The following is a 14,272-nucleotide window of genomic DNA, read 5'->3' on the forward strand; positions in this document are numbered from 1 at the left end:
GGATCCGCTCGCACCGGCAACCTTCTCCGCGGTTCACCGACGGTGATCAACACTGGCCCGACGGCCGTGCGCAGACGCAGAAAGGGCGGGCCACCCGAGGGTGACCCGCCCCTTCTCGCGCTGATCGTCAGTCGACGACGGCCAGGATCTGCTCGTTCTTCAGGCTCGCCGGCTCGGCGGTCTCGGAGATCTTCCTGCCGTCCTCGTCCACCAGCAGCACCGCGTACCCGCTGCCGGCCTGGACCCGCACGACCATCGACCCGTCCGACTGGAAGTAGACCTGCCGCAGGGTGCGCCCGCCCAGCGGCAAGGTGACCTGCTTGCCACTTCGGGTGTCGAGTACCGCGTTGGCCCACAGTTCCCGAGCGATGTCGCCGGACTCCTCGCCGGGCTTTCTCCGCAGCAGGGCGATCCGAGAGCCGTCCGAGGACAGGCTGGCAATGTCGTGGCTGAGCCAACTGTTCATGGAGAAGCCAGGGACAACCCGCTTCTTCGTGCCGTCCGGGGCATAGAGGGTGACCCCGAGGTCGACGGCCACGGCGATGGTCCGACCGTCCGCCGACCAGAGGGCGTGGCAGCCGCGGACTTGACCGGGCCACCAGGTGACGGTCCTCTTGTCGCTGCGGGTGTCCAGCACCCCGCGCCGAACGGACTCACCCATCCCCATCGCATCCATGAACAGCAGGTGCCGCCCATCCGGTGACCAGACCGGGGAACAGTCGCTTGCCACGTCCGAGCGCATTTCCTGCCTGTCGGTGCCGTCGGCGTCGGCGACGACGAGGGTGCTTTCGCTGTCGTCGCTCTCCACCCAGGCAACCCGGCGACCGTCCGGCGAAATGCTCGCATTGCCTTTCGCCGCCAACTCGGGCAGAGCCAGCAAACGCACCGGACTGTCACCCGGACGCCAGGACCGCAGATTCACCATCTCCTCGTCGGTCACACTGGCGGGGCCGTAGAAGAGCTTGCCGAACTGCACGGACGGGGTGTTCGTGCCCGTCCCGCCGCTGGGCGGGGCGCCGGGCGTGTCGCCGGCGCTGGTGGAGGGCGTCGGGGTGGGCGACTGCGTTGGCGTCGGCGTCGCGGTGACCGACGGGGTGTCAGCGGGCAGCGGGTTCGGGGACTGGTCCGGTCGGATGGCGAAGGCCGTGCCGGCCGCCGCGGCCACCAGCACCAGCGCGGCGGCCGACGTGGCCACCGCCCGTTGGATACCGAGCCGGCGGGACGTGCGCAACGTACGGTCCCGCAGGTCGACCGCTGTGACCTCGTCGGCCAGGGCGGTCAGGTCGAGCCGGAGGCGCTGATCGTTCATCGGGTACTCCCTTCCAGGACGTACAGCTCGGCGAGTTCGGGCGCGACGGCGCGCAGCCTGGCCAGTGACTTGGCCGTCTGGCTCTTCACGGTGCCGACCGTGACGCCGAGCAGGTCCGCCGCCTCCGCCTCGGTGCGGTCCTCGAAGAACCGCAGCACCAGCACGGCGCGTTGCTTCGGGGAGAGCTTCGCCAGTGCCGCCCGCAGGGTGAGCCGCAGACTGGTCTGGTGGGCGTGGTCCGGGGCCGAGTCGCCTCCGCGTGGCTCGGGCAGGTCGCCCGGCATCGACTCGGGTACCCGGCGCCGACGCCACCAGGACACCTGTAGGTGGTACATGGTCTTGCGGGTGTACGCCTCGGCGTTGCCGCTGTGGTGCAGGCGGCTCCAGGAGCGGTGGGTCCGGGCCAGGGCCGACTGGACGAGGTCCTCGGCCAGGTGCTGGTCGCCGGTGAGCAGGTAGGCCGAGCGCAGCAACGCCGGTGTGCGGGTACGGACGAACGAGTCGAACTCACTCAGCAGAGGGTCCACACGGGCCAATCCTTCAGGTCGGGTACGGGGGCTTGGTGTCCTTGCAGACGCCAGCAACGGCGCCGATGGTTGCCGGCGTCGGGTCCGGCTCGGATCGAAATGGATCGCTCATCCTGCCGCACCGGCCGTAGGCTGCGCGGATGCTGCTACGCATGTCGACCCTGTTGCTGCGGACCCTGCGCGAGGATCCGGCCGACGCGGAGGTGCCGAGCCATCGGCTGCTGCTGCGCGCCGGCTACATCCGTCGTGCCGCACCGGGCGGCTACACCTGGCTGCCGCTGGGCAAGCTGGTGCTGGATCGGATCACCGAGGTCGTCCGCGCCGAGCTGATCGCGATCGGCGACCAGGAGGTGCACTTCCCGGCGCTGTTGCCCGCCGAGCCGTACCGCACGAGCGGCCGGTGGACGGAGTACGGCGACGACATCTTCACCCTCGCCGACCGGCGCGGTGCCGAGCACCTGTTGGCGCCCACCCACGAGGAGATGGCGGCGCTGCTGGTCAAGGACCTGTTCACCTCGTACCGGGACTTCCCGGTGACGCTGTTCCAGGTGCAGACCAAGTTCCGCGACGAGGCGCGGCCGCGGGCCGGGTTGCTGCGCGGCCGGGAGTTCCTGATGAAGGACGCGTACTCCTTCGACCTGGACGAGGCGGGGCTGCGGGAGGCGTACGGGCGGCATCGCGCCGCGTACCAGCGGATCTTCGACCGGTTGGGGCTGGACTACACGGTGGTGCAGGCGATGTCCGGCGCGATGGGCGGCTCCGCGTCGGAGGAGTTCCTGGCGGCGACACCGGTCGGCGAGGACACCTTCGTCGGCTGCACCTCCTGCGACTTCGCGGCGAACACCGAGGCGGTGGCCACCCGGGTGCCGAGTGCCGGTGACCCGAGCGCGCAGCCGGCCGTCGAGGTGCACGACACTCCGGAGACTCCGACTATCGCGAGCCTGGTGGAGTTGGCCAACGCGCGCCGGTTGGGCGGTCGGGACGGCTGGACCGCCGCCGACACCCTGAAGAACGTCGTGTTGTCCGTTCGTCAGCCGGGTGTCGACCGGGCCGAGCTCCTGGTCGTCGGGTTGCCCGGTGATCGGGAGGTCGACCTGAAGCGGGTCGGTGCCGCACTGCACCCGGCCCAGGTGACCGTCTTCGAGGAGTGGGCCGAGCATCCGGAGCTGGTTCGCGGCTACATCGGCCCGCAACTGCTCGACAAGCTGGGCATCCGCTACCTGGTCGACCCTCGGGTGGTGACCGGGTCGGCCTGGCTGACCGGGGCGAACGAGCCCGGCCGACACGCGACCGACGTGGTGTGCGGACGGGACTTCACCCCCGACGGCACCGTCGAGGCGGCCGACGTCCGCGCCGGCGACCCCTGCCCGGAGTGCGAGGCGGGCGAGCTGACCATCCGGCGGGGCATCGAGATCGGGCACATCTTCCAGCTCGGCCGCCGCTTCACCGACGCCTTCGCGGTCGACGTGCTCGGGCCGGCCGGCAAGCCGGTTCGGCCGACAATGGGCTGCTACGGCATCGGGGTTTCCCGGGCGGTGGCGGCCGTCGCCGAGCAGCACCACGACGACCGGGGGCTGGTCTGGCCGGCGGCGGTCGCGCCGTGTGACGTACACCTGGTGGTTGCGGGAAAGGGCCCGCAGCTCGACGCGGCGCTGGAGCTCGGCGGGCGTCTCGCCGCCGCCGGCCTGCGGGTGCTCGTCGACGACCGCACGCACGTCTCGGCCGGGGTCAAGTTCACCGATGCCGAGCTGATCGGCATCCCCCGGGCCGTCGTGGTCGGCCGCCGGCTCGCCGAGGGGTACGTCGAGCTGCGCGAGCGGGTCAGCGACGGGCGCACCGAGCTGCCGCTGGACGGTCTGGTGGATCGACTCGTCCACGAGGTACGCCAGGAACGTGCGAGCCTGGTGTAGCTGCCGCGTCGCGGGGTAGTGCTGTCTGATCGGGTGGAAACGTCTTCGGAGGCTCTCATGACCGGTTACCGGGTCAGTGACGTGATGACCAAGCAGGTCGTGTACCTGCCGGCCGAGACCACCCTGGACGAGGCGGCCAGGGTGATGAAGGAGGCCGACATCGGTGATGTGGTGGTCACCGACGGCGCCAGCCTCGCCGGAATGCTCACCGACCGGGACATCGTGGTGCGGGCCGTGGCGGAGAACAGCTCCCCTGCGGCCACCACCATCGGCTCGATCGTCACCCGCGAGGTCGTCATGATCGAGCAGCACTGCACGGCGGGTGAGGCCGCGGCGCTCATGCGGGATCGGGGCATCCGACGCGTGCTGGTCTGTGACAGTGACCGCAAGCTGGTGGGGATCGTCTCCCTCGGCGACCTGGCCATGCAGCTCGACCCCACCAGCGCGCTCAGCGAGATCAGCGAGCAGTCGCCCACCGTGTGACCGGGACCCCGGCGCGACGGCGGTAGCCTCGACGCATGGCTGACATGCCGGCCCGACTGGCCGAGATCGTCGACGAGTTCGCCGCCGCGCCGCGCGACCTGGTGCTGGAGATGCTCCTGGAGTACGCGGACGTCATCCCGGCGCTGCCGGAGGGCGCTGCGGAGCGCCAGGGCATGGAGCAGGTGCCCGAGTGTCAGACGGCGTTCTTCCTGCGCGCCCGGGTGACCCCGGAGGGCACCGTGGAGACGCTCTTCGACTGCCCGCCGGAGGCGCCCACCACCCGGGCGTTCGCCGGGATCCTCGCCGAGGGGCTGGCGGGGGCGAGCGCCGAGCAGGTGCTGGCCGTGCCGGACGACCTCTATCAGCGGATGGGTCTGGCGCAGGCGATCAGCCCGCTGCGGATCCGTGGCGGCACGGCGATCCTGGGCCGTCTCAAGCGGCAGATCCGGGAACAACTTGGCTGACCGCGAGGTTGGCACCGATCATGGAGATCGAGATCTACGCGGACGTCATCTGCCCGTGGTGCTACATCGGCAAGCGCCGCCTGGATCAGGCCCTCGCCAGCTACGAGGGTGAGGTGACGGTCCGCTACCGGCCGTTCCAGCTCGACCCGTCGCCGGTGCCGCAGCCCCTGCCGCTGGTGGAGGCGCTGGCCGGCAAGTTCGGCGGCCCGGAGCGCGCCCGGCAGATGGTCGACCACGTGACCCAGGTCGCGGCGGCCGACGGGCTGCGGCTCGACTACGACCGCGCGGTGATCGCCAACACGTTCGAGGCGCACCGGCTGGTCTCCTGGGCGACCGACCAGGGCAGGGCGGCCGAGATGGTGGAGGCGCTCTACCAGGCGCACTTCAACCACGGGGTCGACGTCGGCTCGCGGGAGGCGCTGGCCACCCTGGCCGGCGAGATCGGCCTCGACGCGGCCGACGCGCGCCGGTTCCTCGACTCCGACGAACGCGTCGCCGACGTCGCCGCCGACCTGGCCACCGCCCGGGAGCTGGGCATCACCAGCGTGCCGACCTTCGTGCTGGCCGGGAAGTACGCGGTCTCCGGTGCGCAGGAGGCGCAGACGCTGCTCGCCGCGCTCGCCGAGGTCGAGCAGCGCGAGTCCGCAGCGCACTCACACTGAGTCACCGACGGCCGGGTGTCCGGCATCGATGATCACGATGTTTCACGTGCAACAACATCGATGCCGATGTCTGGTCAGACCGGCCTGGCCAGCCCTTCCACCACCTGGGCTCCCGGCAGCGCGCCCAACGCCGGCCCCGGCAGCGCTATCTTGCTGTGCCGTACGCCGGACCCGACGATCACGTGTGGTGTGGCGATGACCCGCGCGTCCACCAGGATCGGCCACTGCGCCGGCAGCCCGATCGGGGTGATGCCGCCGTACTCCATGCCGGTCAACTCGACAGCGTCGTCCATCGGGGCGAAACTCGCCTTGCGGACGTCCAGCGCCCGGCGGGCCACCCCGTTCACGTCCGCGCGGGTGGTGGCCAGGACGATGCAGGCCGCGTAGCGGACCACGCCCTCGCGCTTGCCCGCCACCACGACACAGTTGGCCGACACGTCCAACCCCACCTCGTACGCCGCGCAGAACGCCGCTGTGTCGGCGAGGTCGGCGTCGATCGGCGCGACCAGCACGTCGTTGACGTCCACCGGCGCGTTGGCCGGCCACTGCGCGATGGCCTCCGCGACCGGCGGGGCGAGTAGATCCAGGCGGGCGCGGGCCGGTTCAGTCTTCAGCGTTCCCATCACGGGTGCGATCCTCGCATCCGCGACGCTGAACCGCCCAGCGACTCCCCGACCCCCCGGTGACGCCACCGGCCCGGGCCGGATCGATCCGGTGCTCAACTGCCGGCGAGGAAGGCGTTGTCGCGCATGAAGGAGCGGTCGCGGGCAGCAGCCAACTCCTCCTCGCGCTGGGCCTTGGCCCGTTGCAGCTCCAAATCCTCGAACGCGTGCCGGACACCCAGCCGGATCACGCCGTAGAGGAAGACGAAGCCGAAGACGTAGAGGATCACAGTGGTGACGACAGCGAACATGGCGTCACGGTAAGACGAACGTGAACCGTTGTTGCTCTCATCTCCGACCGGTTCCCCCGTACGTGTCGGCCAGGTGGTCGGCCCAGGTACGCGCGCCCCGAGGCAGCGCCTCGGTGGCCAGACCACCGGCCCGCAGCTCACGACCGAGTCGGCCGGGAATCCGCACCGGCAGCAACGGTCGGCGCGAGCCTCGGGCCGCTCGCCACGCCCGGGCGGCCTCGTCGAAGCGGAGCACCTGCGGCCCACCCAGCTCCTCGATGCCGCCCAACGGGCCGGCGACCAGTCGGGCCGCCAGCCGCGCCGCCACCTCGCCCGGGTCGACCGGTTGGGCGAGCACCGCCCGGTCTCCGATCACCGGGCCCAGCCGCGCGCTGGCAGTCAGCATGTTGTCCAGGAACTGGGGAAACTGGGTGGCCCGCAGCACCGACCAGGGCACCGGACCGGCCGCGATCACCTGCTCGGCGGCGAGCTTGTGGCGGTAGTACGCGATCGGCACCCGGTCGACCCCGACTATCGAGATGTAGACGATGTGCCGCACGCCGGCCGTGCCGGCTGCCACCACCAGTCGGCGGGTGCCCAACACGTCCACCTGGTAGGTCTGCCGACCCCGAGGCGCGGACGCCAGGTGCAGTACGGCGTCCACCCCGGTCACCGCCTCGGTCAGCCCGTCCCCGGTGGCCAGGTCGGACACCACCCACTCCACGTCCGAGCCGGCGGGCGGCTGGTGGCCCGGACGCTGATCCCGTCGTCGCGCAACCGGCCCAGCACTGCCCGGCCCAGATTGCCAGATGCCCCGGTGACCAGAACCTTCATCTCGTCCTCCTGCGGACCCGTCCGACCCTTACCTCATGTCGACGAAACGACACGGCATCCCGTGACGGCGTGCGGCCGCTCACCTCGACCGGATCAGGTCCAACACGGTGAGCAGCGCGAAGAACGCGATCACGATCTCGTTGACGATCCAGGCGTGCCCCTCGGCCCACTCCCGCATCCGGGTCAGCACCCGCGAGGCCCTGCTCCCCAGCAGCAGCAACGCCAGCAGAGGCAGCGCGAGCAGGAGCACGGTGACCAACACGAACGGCACCAGGTGCCACCACGGCAGATCATGTCGGGCCACGCTCGCCCCGACGGTGGCCATGGTCAGGTCGTCGGTGGGCGTCGCCACGAAGAGCAGCGCACCCAGCCGCAGCGCCTGCGGCGGACCGGCATGCTCGATGCTCCCCAGCCAGCGCGGCGGTCCGGAGCGGTCCCGGCGGACCCAGATCAGCACGGCCAGGCACACCAGCAGGGCCAGCACCACCAGGTCGATGGCGGGGCCTCGATCGACCTTCCCGGCCACGGCGCTGGCGTCGGCGACCACTCCACCCACCAGCTTCGTCAACAGCCACGCCACCGTCACCCCGGCGGCGACCACCAGCCCCGCTCCGGCGAGGAAGCCCAGCGACGCCGCCCGGGGCCGATCCGACGAGGCCAGGAAGACCGCCACCACCAACTGCGTCCCGGCGACCATGACCACGGCGAGCGGCAGCACGGTCAGGAAGTTCATCGCCCGTCATCCTCCCGGCACGAGCAGGTGGGACGCGGCCGAATCCGCCGATCACCGGGCGGGTCGCGCACCCCCGTCCACCACGACCCGGCCGGCGAGCAGCGCCCCGAACAGCGCCAGCCCCGCGGTCACCACGAGCGTCGTCGTGTAGCTGGCCGGGCCCGGCGCACTTCCTGCCGCCAACACGGCCCCGGTCAGCGCGAGCACTGTCGCCGCGAAGAGGGAGTCGGTCAGTTGCAGTGACGAGCTGTTGCGGCCCTGCTCACCGGGCGCGGACAACTCCAGGGTGAGCACCGACAACGACGGATAGAGCAATCCCATGCCCAGACCGGCGATCGCCCAACCGGCTACGGCGACGGCCACCGGCAGCTCGGGCCGGACGGCCAGCGCCACCGTGGCGGTGCCGACGGTGATGCAGCTCAACCCGGCGCGCGGCAGGCTGGCCCGCGACGCCGGCACCGGGATCCGGCCCTGCAACCAGGAGCCCGCCGACCACGCCAGCGCTCCGACCGTGAGGACCAGCCCGGCCGCGGCCGGCGAGAGGCCCCGTTCCCGGGAGAGCATCAGCGGGATGACCACCTCGCTGCCGACGAAGGCCGCCGACGCCAGGCCACGCAGCCCCACGACTGTGGCCAGCCCTCGCGCGGCCCGGAGGAACCCCGCCGGCAGCAGGCGCGGGGCACAGACCAGTAGGCCGACCACGGCGAACGCGACCAGCACCAGGGCGGTGGCGCCGCGCTGCTGCCCCCCGATGTGCAGCAGTGCGGCACTCACCGCGGCCCCGCACGCCCAACCGATCCGCGCTGCCGCACCCGCAGGCGGGCTCGTTGCCGCACTGCGGGCCAGCGACCGCAGGCCGGGATGGATCAGCAACACCGCCGGCACGGCCACAGCCGGCACCGCCAGGAAGACCCACCGCCAGCCCAGGTACTGCACGATCAGGCCGGCAACCGCCGGCCCGACCAGCGACGGTACGACCCACGCCGCCGCGAACGCCGCGAAGATCCGCCGGTGCAGCTCCTGCGGGTACGCGTGCCCGACGATCACGTAGAGCGCCACCGAGAGCAGCCCGGAGCCGAAACCCTGCACGACCCGCCCGACGACCAGCGCGCTCATCACGGGGGCGGTCCCGGCGATCAGCAACCCGACCACGAACCAGGCGACGCCGTGCCACATCGGCCCCTTGGGACCCCGGGCGTCGCACCAGATGCCGGAGACCACCATGGCCAGCACACCGGTGGCGAACGGGCCACCGAACGCGATCCCGTAGAGCGCCAGCCCATCCAGGCTGCGCGCGACGGTCGGCATCGCCGTACCGACCGCCAACGCCTCGAACGCGAGGAGTGAGATCAGCGCGACGCTGCCCACCGTCATCGCGCGCAGCCGGGGTGCGAAGAGTCCGGGTGCGGCGGGTGTGGCGGTGACGGCTGTGCTCGGCATCGACCGAGCATGCGACTTCAACCCTGATTCAGGTCAACCGTCCGGTGACCCAGCTCTCGTCAGGCGTCCTGCAGCGCCTCCCCGACACCGCGCACCAGTCCGGAAAAATGCTGGTCTGCCAGCAGGTGACCGGCGGTGATCACCACAGCGATCGGCCACTCGATGACCTGTAGTGCGGCGAGCACTCCTAGCCCTGCGTAGTAGGCGACCTTGTCCGGTGGCGGCACCGCCACCTCACCCAGCATCGGCAGTTGCACCCGCCGGTTGTACATCTTGACGTTCTCCCGCGAACCGTTGAGATGTCGCGTCAGCGTGCTCATGCCGGCCTCCCCATGTCCGGTGATGGTCGTCGCGTTCCACGGCCCATCCCGTCCATGCGCCAGCGACGGCGCAAAATTCCGCCACTCAGGGGGCATAACGGATGGCAGGTCGGGAAGCCAGGCCGCCGGACGTGAGTGCGGTGGGAGGACGACATGGCCAAGGTCAGGACGAGCGGCAACAGGGAGCCGGGCCGGCGCCCGTCCAGCCGTACGCCTCGATGACGGCTGCGGGTCGCGCTGCTGGACGCATCCTGCCCTCCCTCGGTGTGCCGCACCTGGTCGAAGAGGCGTCCCGGTCGGTCAGCTCGGCTGCGGTCCGACTGGCCCGGACGGCCGGGCTGACGCGGCGTCGGGTCTGGTCCCGGCCGGGCCGGCACCACATCGAGGTGCACGGTGTCTGCCAGGACGGCGGAAACCGGCTGGCCCGTCAGGTGGAGGGCGCGCTGGAGCGGATGCCCGGGGTTGCCTGGGCCCGGGTCAACGCACCCTCCGGCCGGGTGGTGGTCGCCGTCCAGACCCCAGAGCCGACGTTGCGCGACCTGATCGCCACGATCGACCGCGTCGAGCGGACCTGCGACCACGAACCCGACCCGGAGATCCCACCGCCGCACCCACCGGAGGAAGGGCCGCGCAGCCCGCGCACCCTCGGCGCGCTCGCCTCGGACGCACTGGGCCTGACCATCTCGGCGGCCACCCGGATCCTGCCGTTCGCACCGCTGCCCGGTGAGGTGGCCGGCCTGCTCTCCGCAGTGGATCTCCAGCCGAAACTGCATGAGTTCATCGGCAAACGGCTGCGCTCCGACCCGCGCGCCGACATCCTGTTTCCGCTGGCCGAGGCGGTGGTGCAGGGCTTGACCGGCCGCTGGACGGGCATCATCCTGGACGGCGCCCAACGGGTCGTGCAGTGGGGTGAGGATCGGGCCCAACTCTCCGCCTGGGAGAAGGCCGAACCACGGCTGACCGGCGACGCCGAACGGGCCACCGCCCGCTGGCCGGTGATCGAACGCCCACGGCCGAAGCCGGACGGCCCGGTCGAGCGGTACATCAACCGCATGCTCGCCGCCGGCGCGGCCGCCGGCGCGGCGGCGGTGCCGTTCGCCGGGCCGAAGCGGGCCACCGCGCTGGGCCTGTCCGCGCTGCCGAAGGCGCCGGGCAGCGGCCGTGAGGGGTACGCGGCTCAGCTCGGCCGGATGCTCGCCCGGCGTGGTGTGATCGCGATGGACCGGAGTGTGCTGCGCGAACTGGACCGGATCGACACGCTCGTGCTCGACGCCGCCGTGCTCGGCTCGGACCGGGGCGTCCTGGCCGATCTGGCACCGGCGTCCGACGCGGACGTCGACCAGGTGGCCGAGCGGGCCTTCGCGTTGTTCGACCCGGACGACCCGGCCGCTTCCCGTACGGCGGACGGCTGGCGTCTCGGGCCGCTGGACCGGATGCCCGCTAACGATCCGGACGACATCCCGGAAGCGGCCCGGCTGCGCTCCGCCGGCGGCCAACTCCTCGGCCTCGCTCACGGCGACCGGCTCGCCGCCCTGTTGCGGGTCGAGCCGGAACCCGCGCCAGGCGTCGACGGCCTGCCCCCCGCCGCCAGACATGCCGGCCTGCGGCTGGTCGTCGCCGGCGGCGACGAGCAGCGGTACGGCTTCGCCGACGCGGTGCTCCCCGGCGGGGACCAGTTGGCCGAGTCGGTACGCGCTTTGCAGCGCGACGGCGCGGTGGTGATGCTGGTTTCCGCGGACCGGAAGGCGCTCGGCGCGTCCGACTGCGGTCTCGGGTTCGCCGCGCCGGAGGAGCTGCCGCCGTGGGGCGCGCACCTGCTGGTCGGTGCCGACCTGCGGGTGGTGGCGCTGGTGATCGAGGCGACCGGGGTGGCCCGGCGCACGGCCCGGCAGAACATCCGGCTGGCCATGGCCGGCACCGGTCTCGGGGCGCTGGGCGCGTTCACGGCCCCGCCAACCGAGCTGCCCGGCCGGTCGCTCGTCGCGGTGAACAGCGCGGCCGGGTTGGCCTTCGCGAACGGGGTCTGGCAGGCCCGCCGGTTGCACGACCAGTCGGACACTCCGGCGCCCGTGGCAACCGCCTGGCACCTGATGCCGGTCGGCACCGTGCTCGACCACCTGCGCTCAACCCCGGACGGTCTGGCCAGCGCCGAGGCGCAGCGCCGACGCCACGATTCCGGTGACAACGGCGGCGCCGCACCCGGAGGTGGTCTGCTGCGTGCCTTCGTGGACGAGTTGTCCAACCCGCTCACGCCGGTGCTGGCCGCCGGGGCGGTGCTCTCCGCGTCGTTCGGCTCACTGGTCGACGCCGCGCTGGTGGGCAGCGTGGTCGGTGGGTCCGCCCTGATCGGGGCGGTGCACGAGCGCAACACGCAGAGGTCGCTGGCGGAGCTGCTGTCGCGGTCGGCGGTGACCGCCCGGGTCCGCCGGGACGGTGCCGAGCAGGTTCTCGCCGCCGAAGACCTGGTCCTCGGGGACGTCATCGCCCTCGAACCGGGCGACTCGGTGCCTGCCGACTGCCGGGTGCTCGAATCGGTGGGCCTGGAGGCCGACGAGTCGTCGCTGACCGGTGAGTCGCTGCCGGTCGCCAAGTCCAACCGACCGGTGGTCGCCGCCGCCATCGCCGACCGACACTCGATGCTCTACGAGGGCACCACCGTCGCCGCCGGGCACGGCATCGCCGTGGTGGTGGCGACCGGCAACGACACCGAGGCTGGGCGCAGCCTGGCGTTGGTGCGGCAGGCACCCCCCACCAGCGGAGTGGAAACTCGGCTCGGCTCGTTGACCAGCGCCGCCATCCCGTTGGCGGCCGGTTCCGCGGTGGCGGTGGCCGGCGCCGGCCTGCTTCGAGGCGTACCCCTGGCGGAAACGGCGGCGACCGCCGCGAACCTCGCCGTGGCGTCGGTGCCGGAGGGGCTGCCGTTCCTGGTCAGCGCGGCGCAGCTGGCCGCGGCCCGGCGACTGGCCGAGCACGGCGCGTTGGTCCGCAACCCGCGCACCATCGAGGCGCTGGGCCGGGTGGATGTGCTCTGCTTCGACAAGACCGGCACCCTCACCGAGGGCCAGTTGCTGCTGGCCGGGGTCGGCGACAGCGTCGGCGACCGGTACGCCCCGCCGGACCGGTTGGACGACCGGCTCCGGATGACGCTGGCCGCGGCGCTGCGGGCCACCCCAGCAGCGAAGAATCCGGAGGAGTTGGCGTTGCAGACGGACCGGGCGGTCCGGCGGGGCGCCGGGGAGGCCGGGGTGGTGGAGCAGACCGGTGCCGCCGGCTGGCGGGCCGCCGGAGGGCTGCCGTTCGAGCCGTCCCGCGGCTACCACGCGAGCATCGGACAGACCGACGGTCACCTGTTGTTGAGCGTCAAGGGTGCTCCGGAGACGGTGCTGCCGCGCTGTTCGTCCCGACGCATGGACGGTCGTCAGGAGCCGCTGGACGACGCCGGCCGCGCGGAGCTGGAGCGGATGCTCGCCGACCGGGCCGGCGCGGGAAACCGGATCCTGGCCGTCGCGGAGTGCCCGGTGAACGACCCGAAGGTGACCGACGGGGACGTTCGAGGGCTGACCTTCGTGGGTTTTCTCGCCCTCGCGGACGGTGTCCGGGAGAGCGCCGCCCCGGCGGTACGCCGGATTCGCCAGGCCGGCGTTCACACCATCATGATCACTGGTGATCACCCGGCCACCGCCGAGGCGATCGCCGCCACCATCAGCGAGCACGACGAACAGCGGGTGGTCACCGCCGCTGAACTCGACCAACTGGACGACGACGCGCTCGCCGAGCGGTTGGCCAACACCGACGTGGTGGCCCGCTGCACCCCTGCCCACAAGGTGCGGATCATCCAGGCGTTGCAGAGGTGCGGGCGGACCGTGGCGATGACCGGCGACGGTGCCAACGACGCCCCGGCGATCCGGCTGGCCGACGTCGGCATCGCCCTCGGCCAACGGGGCACCCCGGCCGCCCGGGCCGCAGCCGACCTGGTGGTCACCGACGACCGGCTGGAAACCATCATCGCCACCCTGATCGAGGGGCGGGCCATGTGGTCGTCGGTGCGGCACGCGCTCAGCATCCTGGTCGGCGGCAACCTCGGCGAGATCGCGTTCAGTGTGCTCACCGCTGCGGCGACCGGCCGTTCCGCGCTCACCGGACGACAACTGCTGCTGGTCAACCTGCTCACCGACCTGGCGCCGGCGCTGGCCATCGCGGTCCGGCCACCCGCGTCGGACCGCACCGACGCGCTGCTGCGGGAGGGCCCGGACAAGGCGCTCGGCGAGAGCCTCACCAGGGAGATCGGGCTACGGGCGGCAGCCACCACGCTGGGCGCGACCGCGGGCTGGACGTTGGCCCGCTACACCGGACGCCGTCAGCGGGCCGGCACTGTCGCCCTGGTCTCCCTGGTCGGCACCCAACTCGGGCAGACCATCCTCGCCGGCGGCACCAGCCCGGCCGTGCTGGCCTCCACGGCGGCGTCACTGGGAGTCCTGGTCGTGGTGGTGCAGACCCCGGGGGTGAGTCAGTTCTTCGGCTGCACCCCGCTCGGGCCGGTGGGCTGGACCATCGGGGCCGGCTCGGCGCTCGGCGCGACCTTCGCCAACGGCGCGCTCACGAAGCTGATGGAACACCTCCCGGAGGCCCGTCCCAACCGGTCCGGCTCCGGTGCCGAGCCTACGGCGGACGGTGGTTCCGCCGACTGACCGGCGACGC

Annotated in this window: 13 protein-coding genes; 5 read left to right on the forward strand and 8 right to left on the reverse strand. The window is 72.2% G+C overall.

From position 1 onward, the window contains the following. Positions 1–127 precede the first annotated feature (127 nt). Both ACIA47_RS10255 and ACIA47_RS10260 read right to left on the reverse strand, forming a co-directional pair. A complete protein-coding gene (locus ACIA47_RS10255) occupies positions 128–1,309 on the reverse strand; it encodes a TolB family protein (protein ID WP_396707008.1) in 1,182 nt (393 codons plus the stop codon). Continuing rightward, positions 1,306–1,836, reverse strand: a complete 531-nt coding sequence (locus ACIA47_RS10260; RefSeq protein ID WP_396707010.1) for a SigE family RNA polymerase sigma factor — start codon at positions 1,834–1,836, stop codon at positions 1,306–1,308. The genes ACIA47_RS10255 and ACIA47_RS10260 overlap by 4 nt, the downstream gene beginning before the upstream one ends. Positions 1,837–1,976: 140 nt before the next feature. Here ACIA47_RS10260 and ACIA47_RS10265 point away from each other — a divergent pair, with 140 nt between their 5' ends. From ACIA47_RS10265 to ACIA47_RS10280, 4 genes are read left to right on the forward strand one after another with little or no spacing between them, the layout of a single operon-like run. Further along, a complete protein-coding gene (locus ACIA47_RS10265; protein WP_396707013.1) occupies positions 1,977–3,746 on the forward strand; it encodes a proline--tRNA ligase in 1,770 nt (589 codons plus the stop codon). Between the two features lie 57 nt (positions 3,747–3,803). Continuing rightward, positions 3,804–4,229: a CBS domain-containing protein gene (locus ACIA47_RS10270; protein ID WP_030487636.1), complete on the forward strand. Its 426-nt coding sequence runs from the start codon at positions 3,804–3,806 to the stop codon at positions 4,227–4,229. Between the two features lie 35 nt (positions 4,230–4,264). Next, positions 4,265–4,693: a SufE family protein gene (locus ACIA47_RS10275; protein ID WP_203121723.1), complete on the forward strand. Its 429-nt coding sequence runs from the start codon at positions 4,265–4,267 to the stop codon at positions 4,691–4,693. Between the two features lie 20 nt (positions 4,694–4,713). Beyond that, the gene (locus ACIA47_RS10280) at positions 4,714–5,355 is read left to right on the forward strand and encodes a DsbA family protein (protein ID WP_396707015.1); all 642 of its coding nucleotides are present in this window, start codon (positions 4,714–4,716) and stop codon (positions 5,353–5,355) included. 74 nt (positions 5,356–5,429) lie between these two features. Here ACIA47_RS10280 and ACIA47_RS10285 read toward each other — a convergent pair whose 3' ends face one another. From ACIA47_RS10285 to ACIA47_RS10310, 6 genes are all read right to left on the reverse strand, one after another. Next, on the reverse strand, positions 5,430–5,978 hold the full coding sequence (locus ACIA47_RS10285; protein ID WP_203121722.1) for a YbaK/EbsC family protein: 549 nt from the start codon (positions 5,976–5,978) through the stop codon (positions 5,430–5,432). 95 nt (positions 5,979–6,073) lie between these two features. Beyond that, positions 6,074–6,268 (reverse strand): hypothetical protein, encoded by a 195-nt coding sequence (locus ACIA47_RS10290; RefSeq protein ID WP_030331904.1) that lies wholly within the window; start codon positions 6,266–6,268, stop codon positions 6,074–6,076. Positions 6,269–6,305: 37 nt separating this feature from the next. Next, the gene (locus tag ACIA47_RS10295) at positions 6,306–6,959 is read right to left on the reverse strand and encodes an SDR family oxidoreductase (protein WP_396707018.1); all 654 of its coding nucleotides are present in this window, start codon (positions 6,957–6,959) and stop codon (positions 6,306–6,308) included. Positions 6,960–7,160: 201 nt separating this feature from the next. Further along, a complete protein-coding gene (locus ACIA47_RS10300; protein WP_203121718.1) occupies positions 7,161–7,814 on the reverse strand; it encodes a GAP family protein in 654 nt (217 codons plus the stop codon). A gap of 51 nt (positions 7,815–7,865) precedes the next feature. Then, complete coding sequence (locus ACIA47_RS10305) at positions 7,866–9,254, reverse strand: MFS transporter (protein ID WP_396707020.1); 1,389 nt, start codon at positions 9,252–9,254, stop codon at positions 7,866–7,868. 59 nt (positions 9,255–9,313) lie between these two features. Continuing rightward, a complete protein-coding gene (locus tag ACIA47_RS10310; RefSeq protein ID WP_112583944.1) occupies positions 9,314–9,574 on the reverse strand; it encodes a hypothetical protein in 261 nt (86 codons plus the stop codon). A 218-nt stretch (positions 9,575–9,792) separates the two neighbouring features. On the opposite strand from ACIA47_RS10310, the gene ACIA47_RS10315 reads away from it, so the two are divergent. Next, a complete protein-coding gene (locus tag ACIA47_RS10315; RefSeq protein ID WP_396707358.1) occupies positions 9,793–14,262 on the forward strand; it encodes an HAD-IC family P-type ATPase in 4,470 nt (1,489 codons plus the stop codon). Positions 14,263–14,272 lie beyond the last annotated feature (10 nt).

It is taken from the genome of Micromonospora sp. NPDC051227, from assembly GCF_044455385.1.
In the GTDB taxonomy this organism is placed as follows: Bacteria; Actinomycetota; Actinomycetes; order Mycobacteriales; family Micromonosporaceae; genus Micromonospora.

Excerpts from the sequence above, each read along its gene's own strand:
- ACIA47_RS10255 (WP_396707008.1), bottom strand. The coding sequence starts at position 1,309 with ATGAACGATCAGCGCCTCCGGCTCGACCTGACCGCCCTGGCCGACGAG.
- ACIA47_RS10265 (WP_396707013.1), top strand. The coding sequence starts at position 1,977 with ATGCTGCTACGCATGTCGACCCTGTTGCTGCGGACCCTGCGCGAGGAT.
- ACIA47_RS10270 (WP_030487636.1), top strand. The coding sequence starts at position 3,804 with ATGACCGGTTACCGGGTCAGTGACGTGATGACCAAGCAGGTCGTGTAC.
- ACIA47_RS10275 (WP_203121723.1), top strand. The coding sequence starts at position 4,265 with ATGGCTGACATGCCGGCCCGACTGGCCGAGATCGTCGACGAGTTCGCC.
- ACIA47_RS10280 (WP_396707015.1), top strand. The coding sequence starts at position 4,714 with ATGGAGATCGAGATCTACGCGGACGTCATCTGCCCGTGGTGCTACATC.
- ACIA47_RS10285 (WP_203121722.1), bottom strand. The coding sequence starts at position 5,978 with ATGGGAACGCTGAAGACTGAACCGGCCCGCGCCCGCCTGGATCTACTC.
- ACIA47_RS10290 (WP_030331904.1), bottom strand. The coding sequence starts at position 6,268 with ATGTTCGCTGTCGTCACCACTGTGATCCTCTACGTCTTCGGCTTCGTC.
- ACIA47_RS10300 (WP_203121718.1), bottom strand. The coding sequence starts at position 7,814 with ATGAACTTCCTGACCGTGCTGCCGCTCGCCGTGGTCATGGTCGCCGGG.
- ACIA47_RS10305 (WP_396707020.1), bottom strand. The coding sequence starts at position 9,254 with ATGCCGAGCACAGCCGTCACCGCCACACCCGCCGCACCCGGACTCTTC.
- ACIA47_RS10310 (WP_112583944.1), bottom strand. The coding sequence starts at position 9,574 with ATGAGCACGCTGACGCGACATCTCAACGGTTCGCGGGAGAACGTCAAG.
- ACIA47_RS10315 (WP_396707358.1), top strand. The coding sequence starts at position 9,793 with ATGACGGCTGCGGGTCGCGCTGCTGGACGCATCCTGCCCTCCCTCGGT.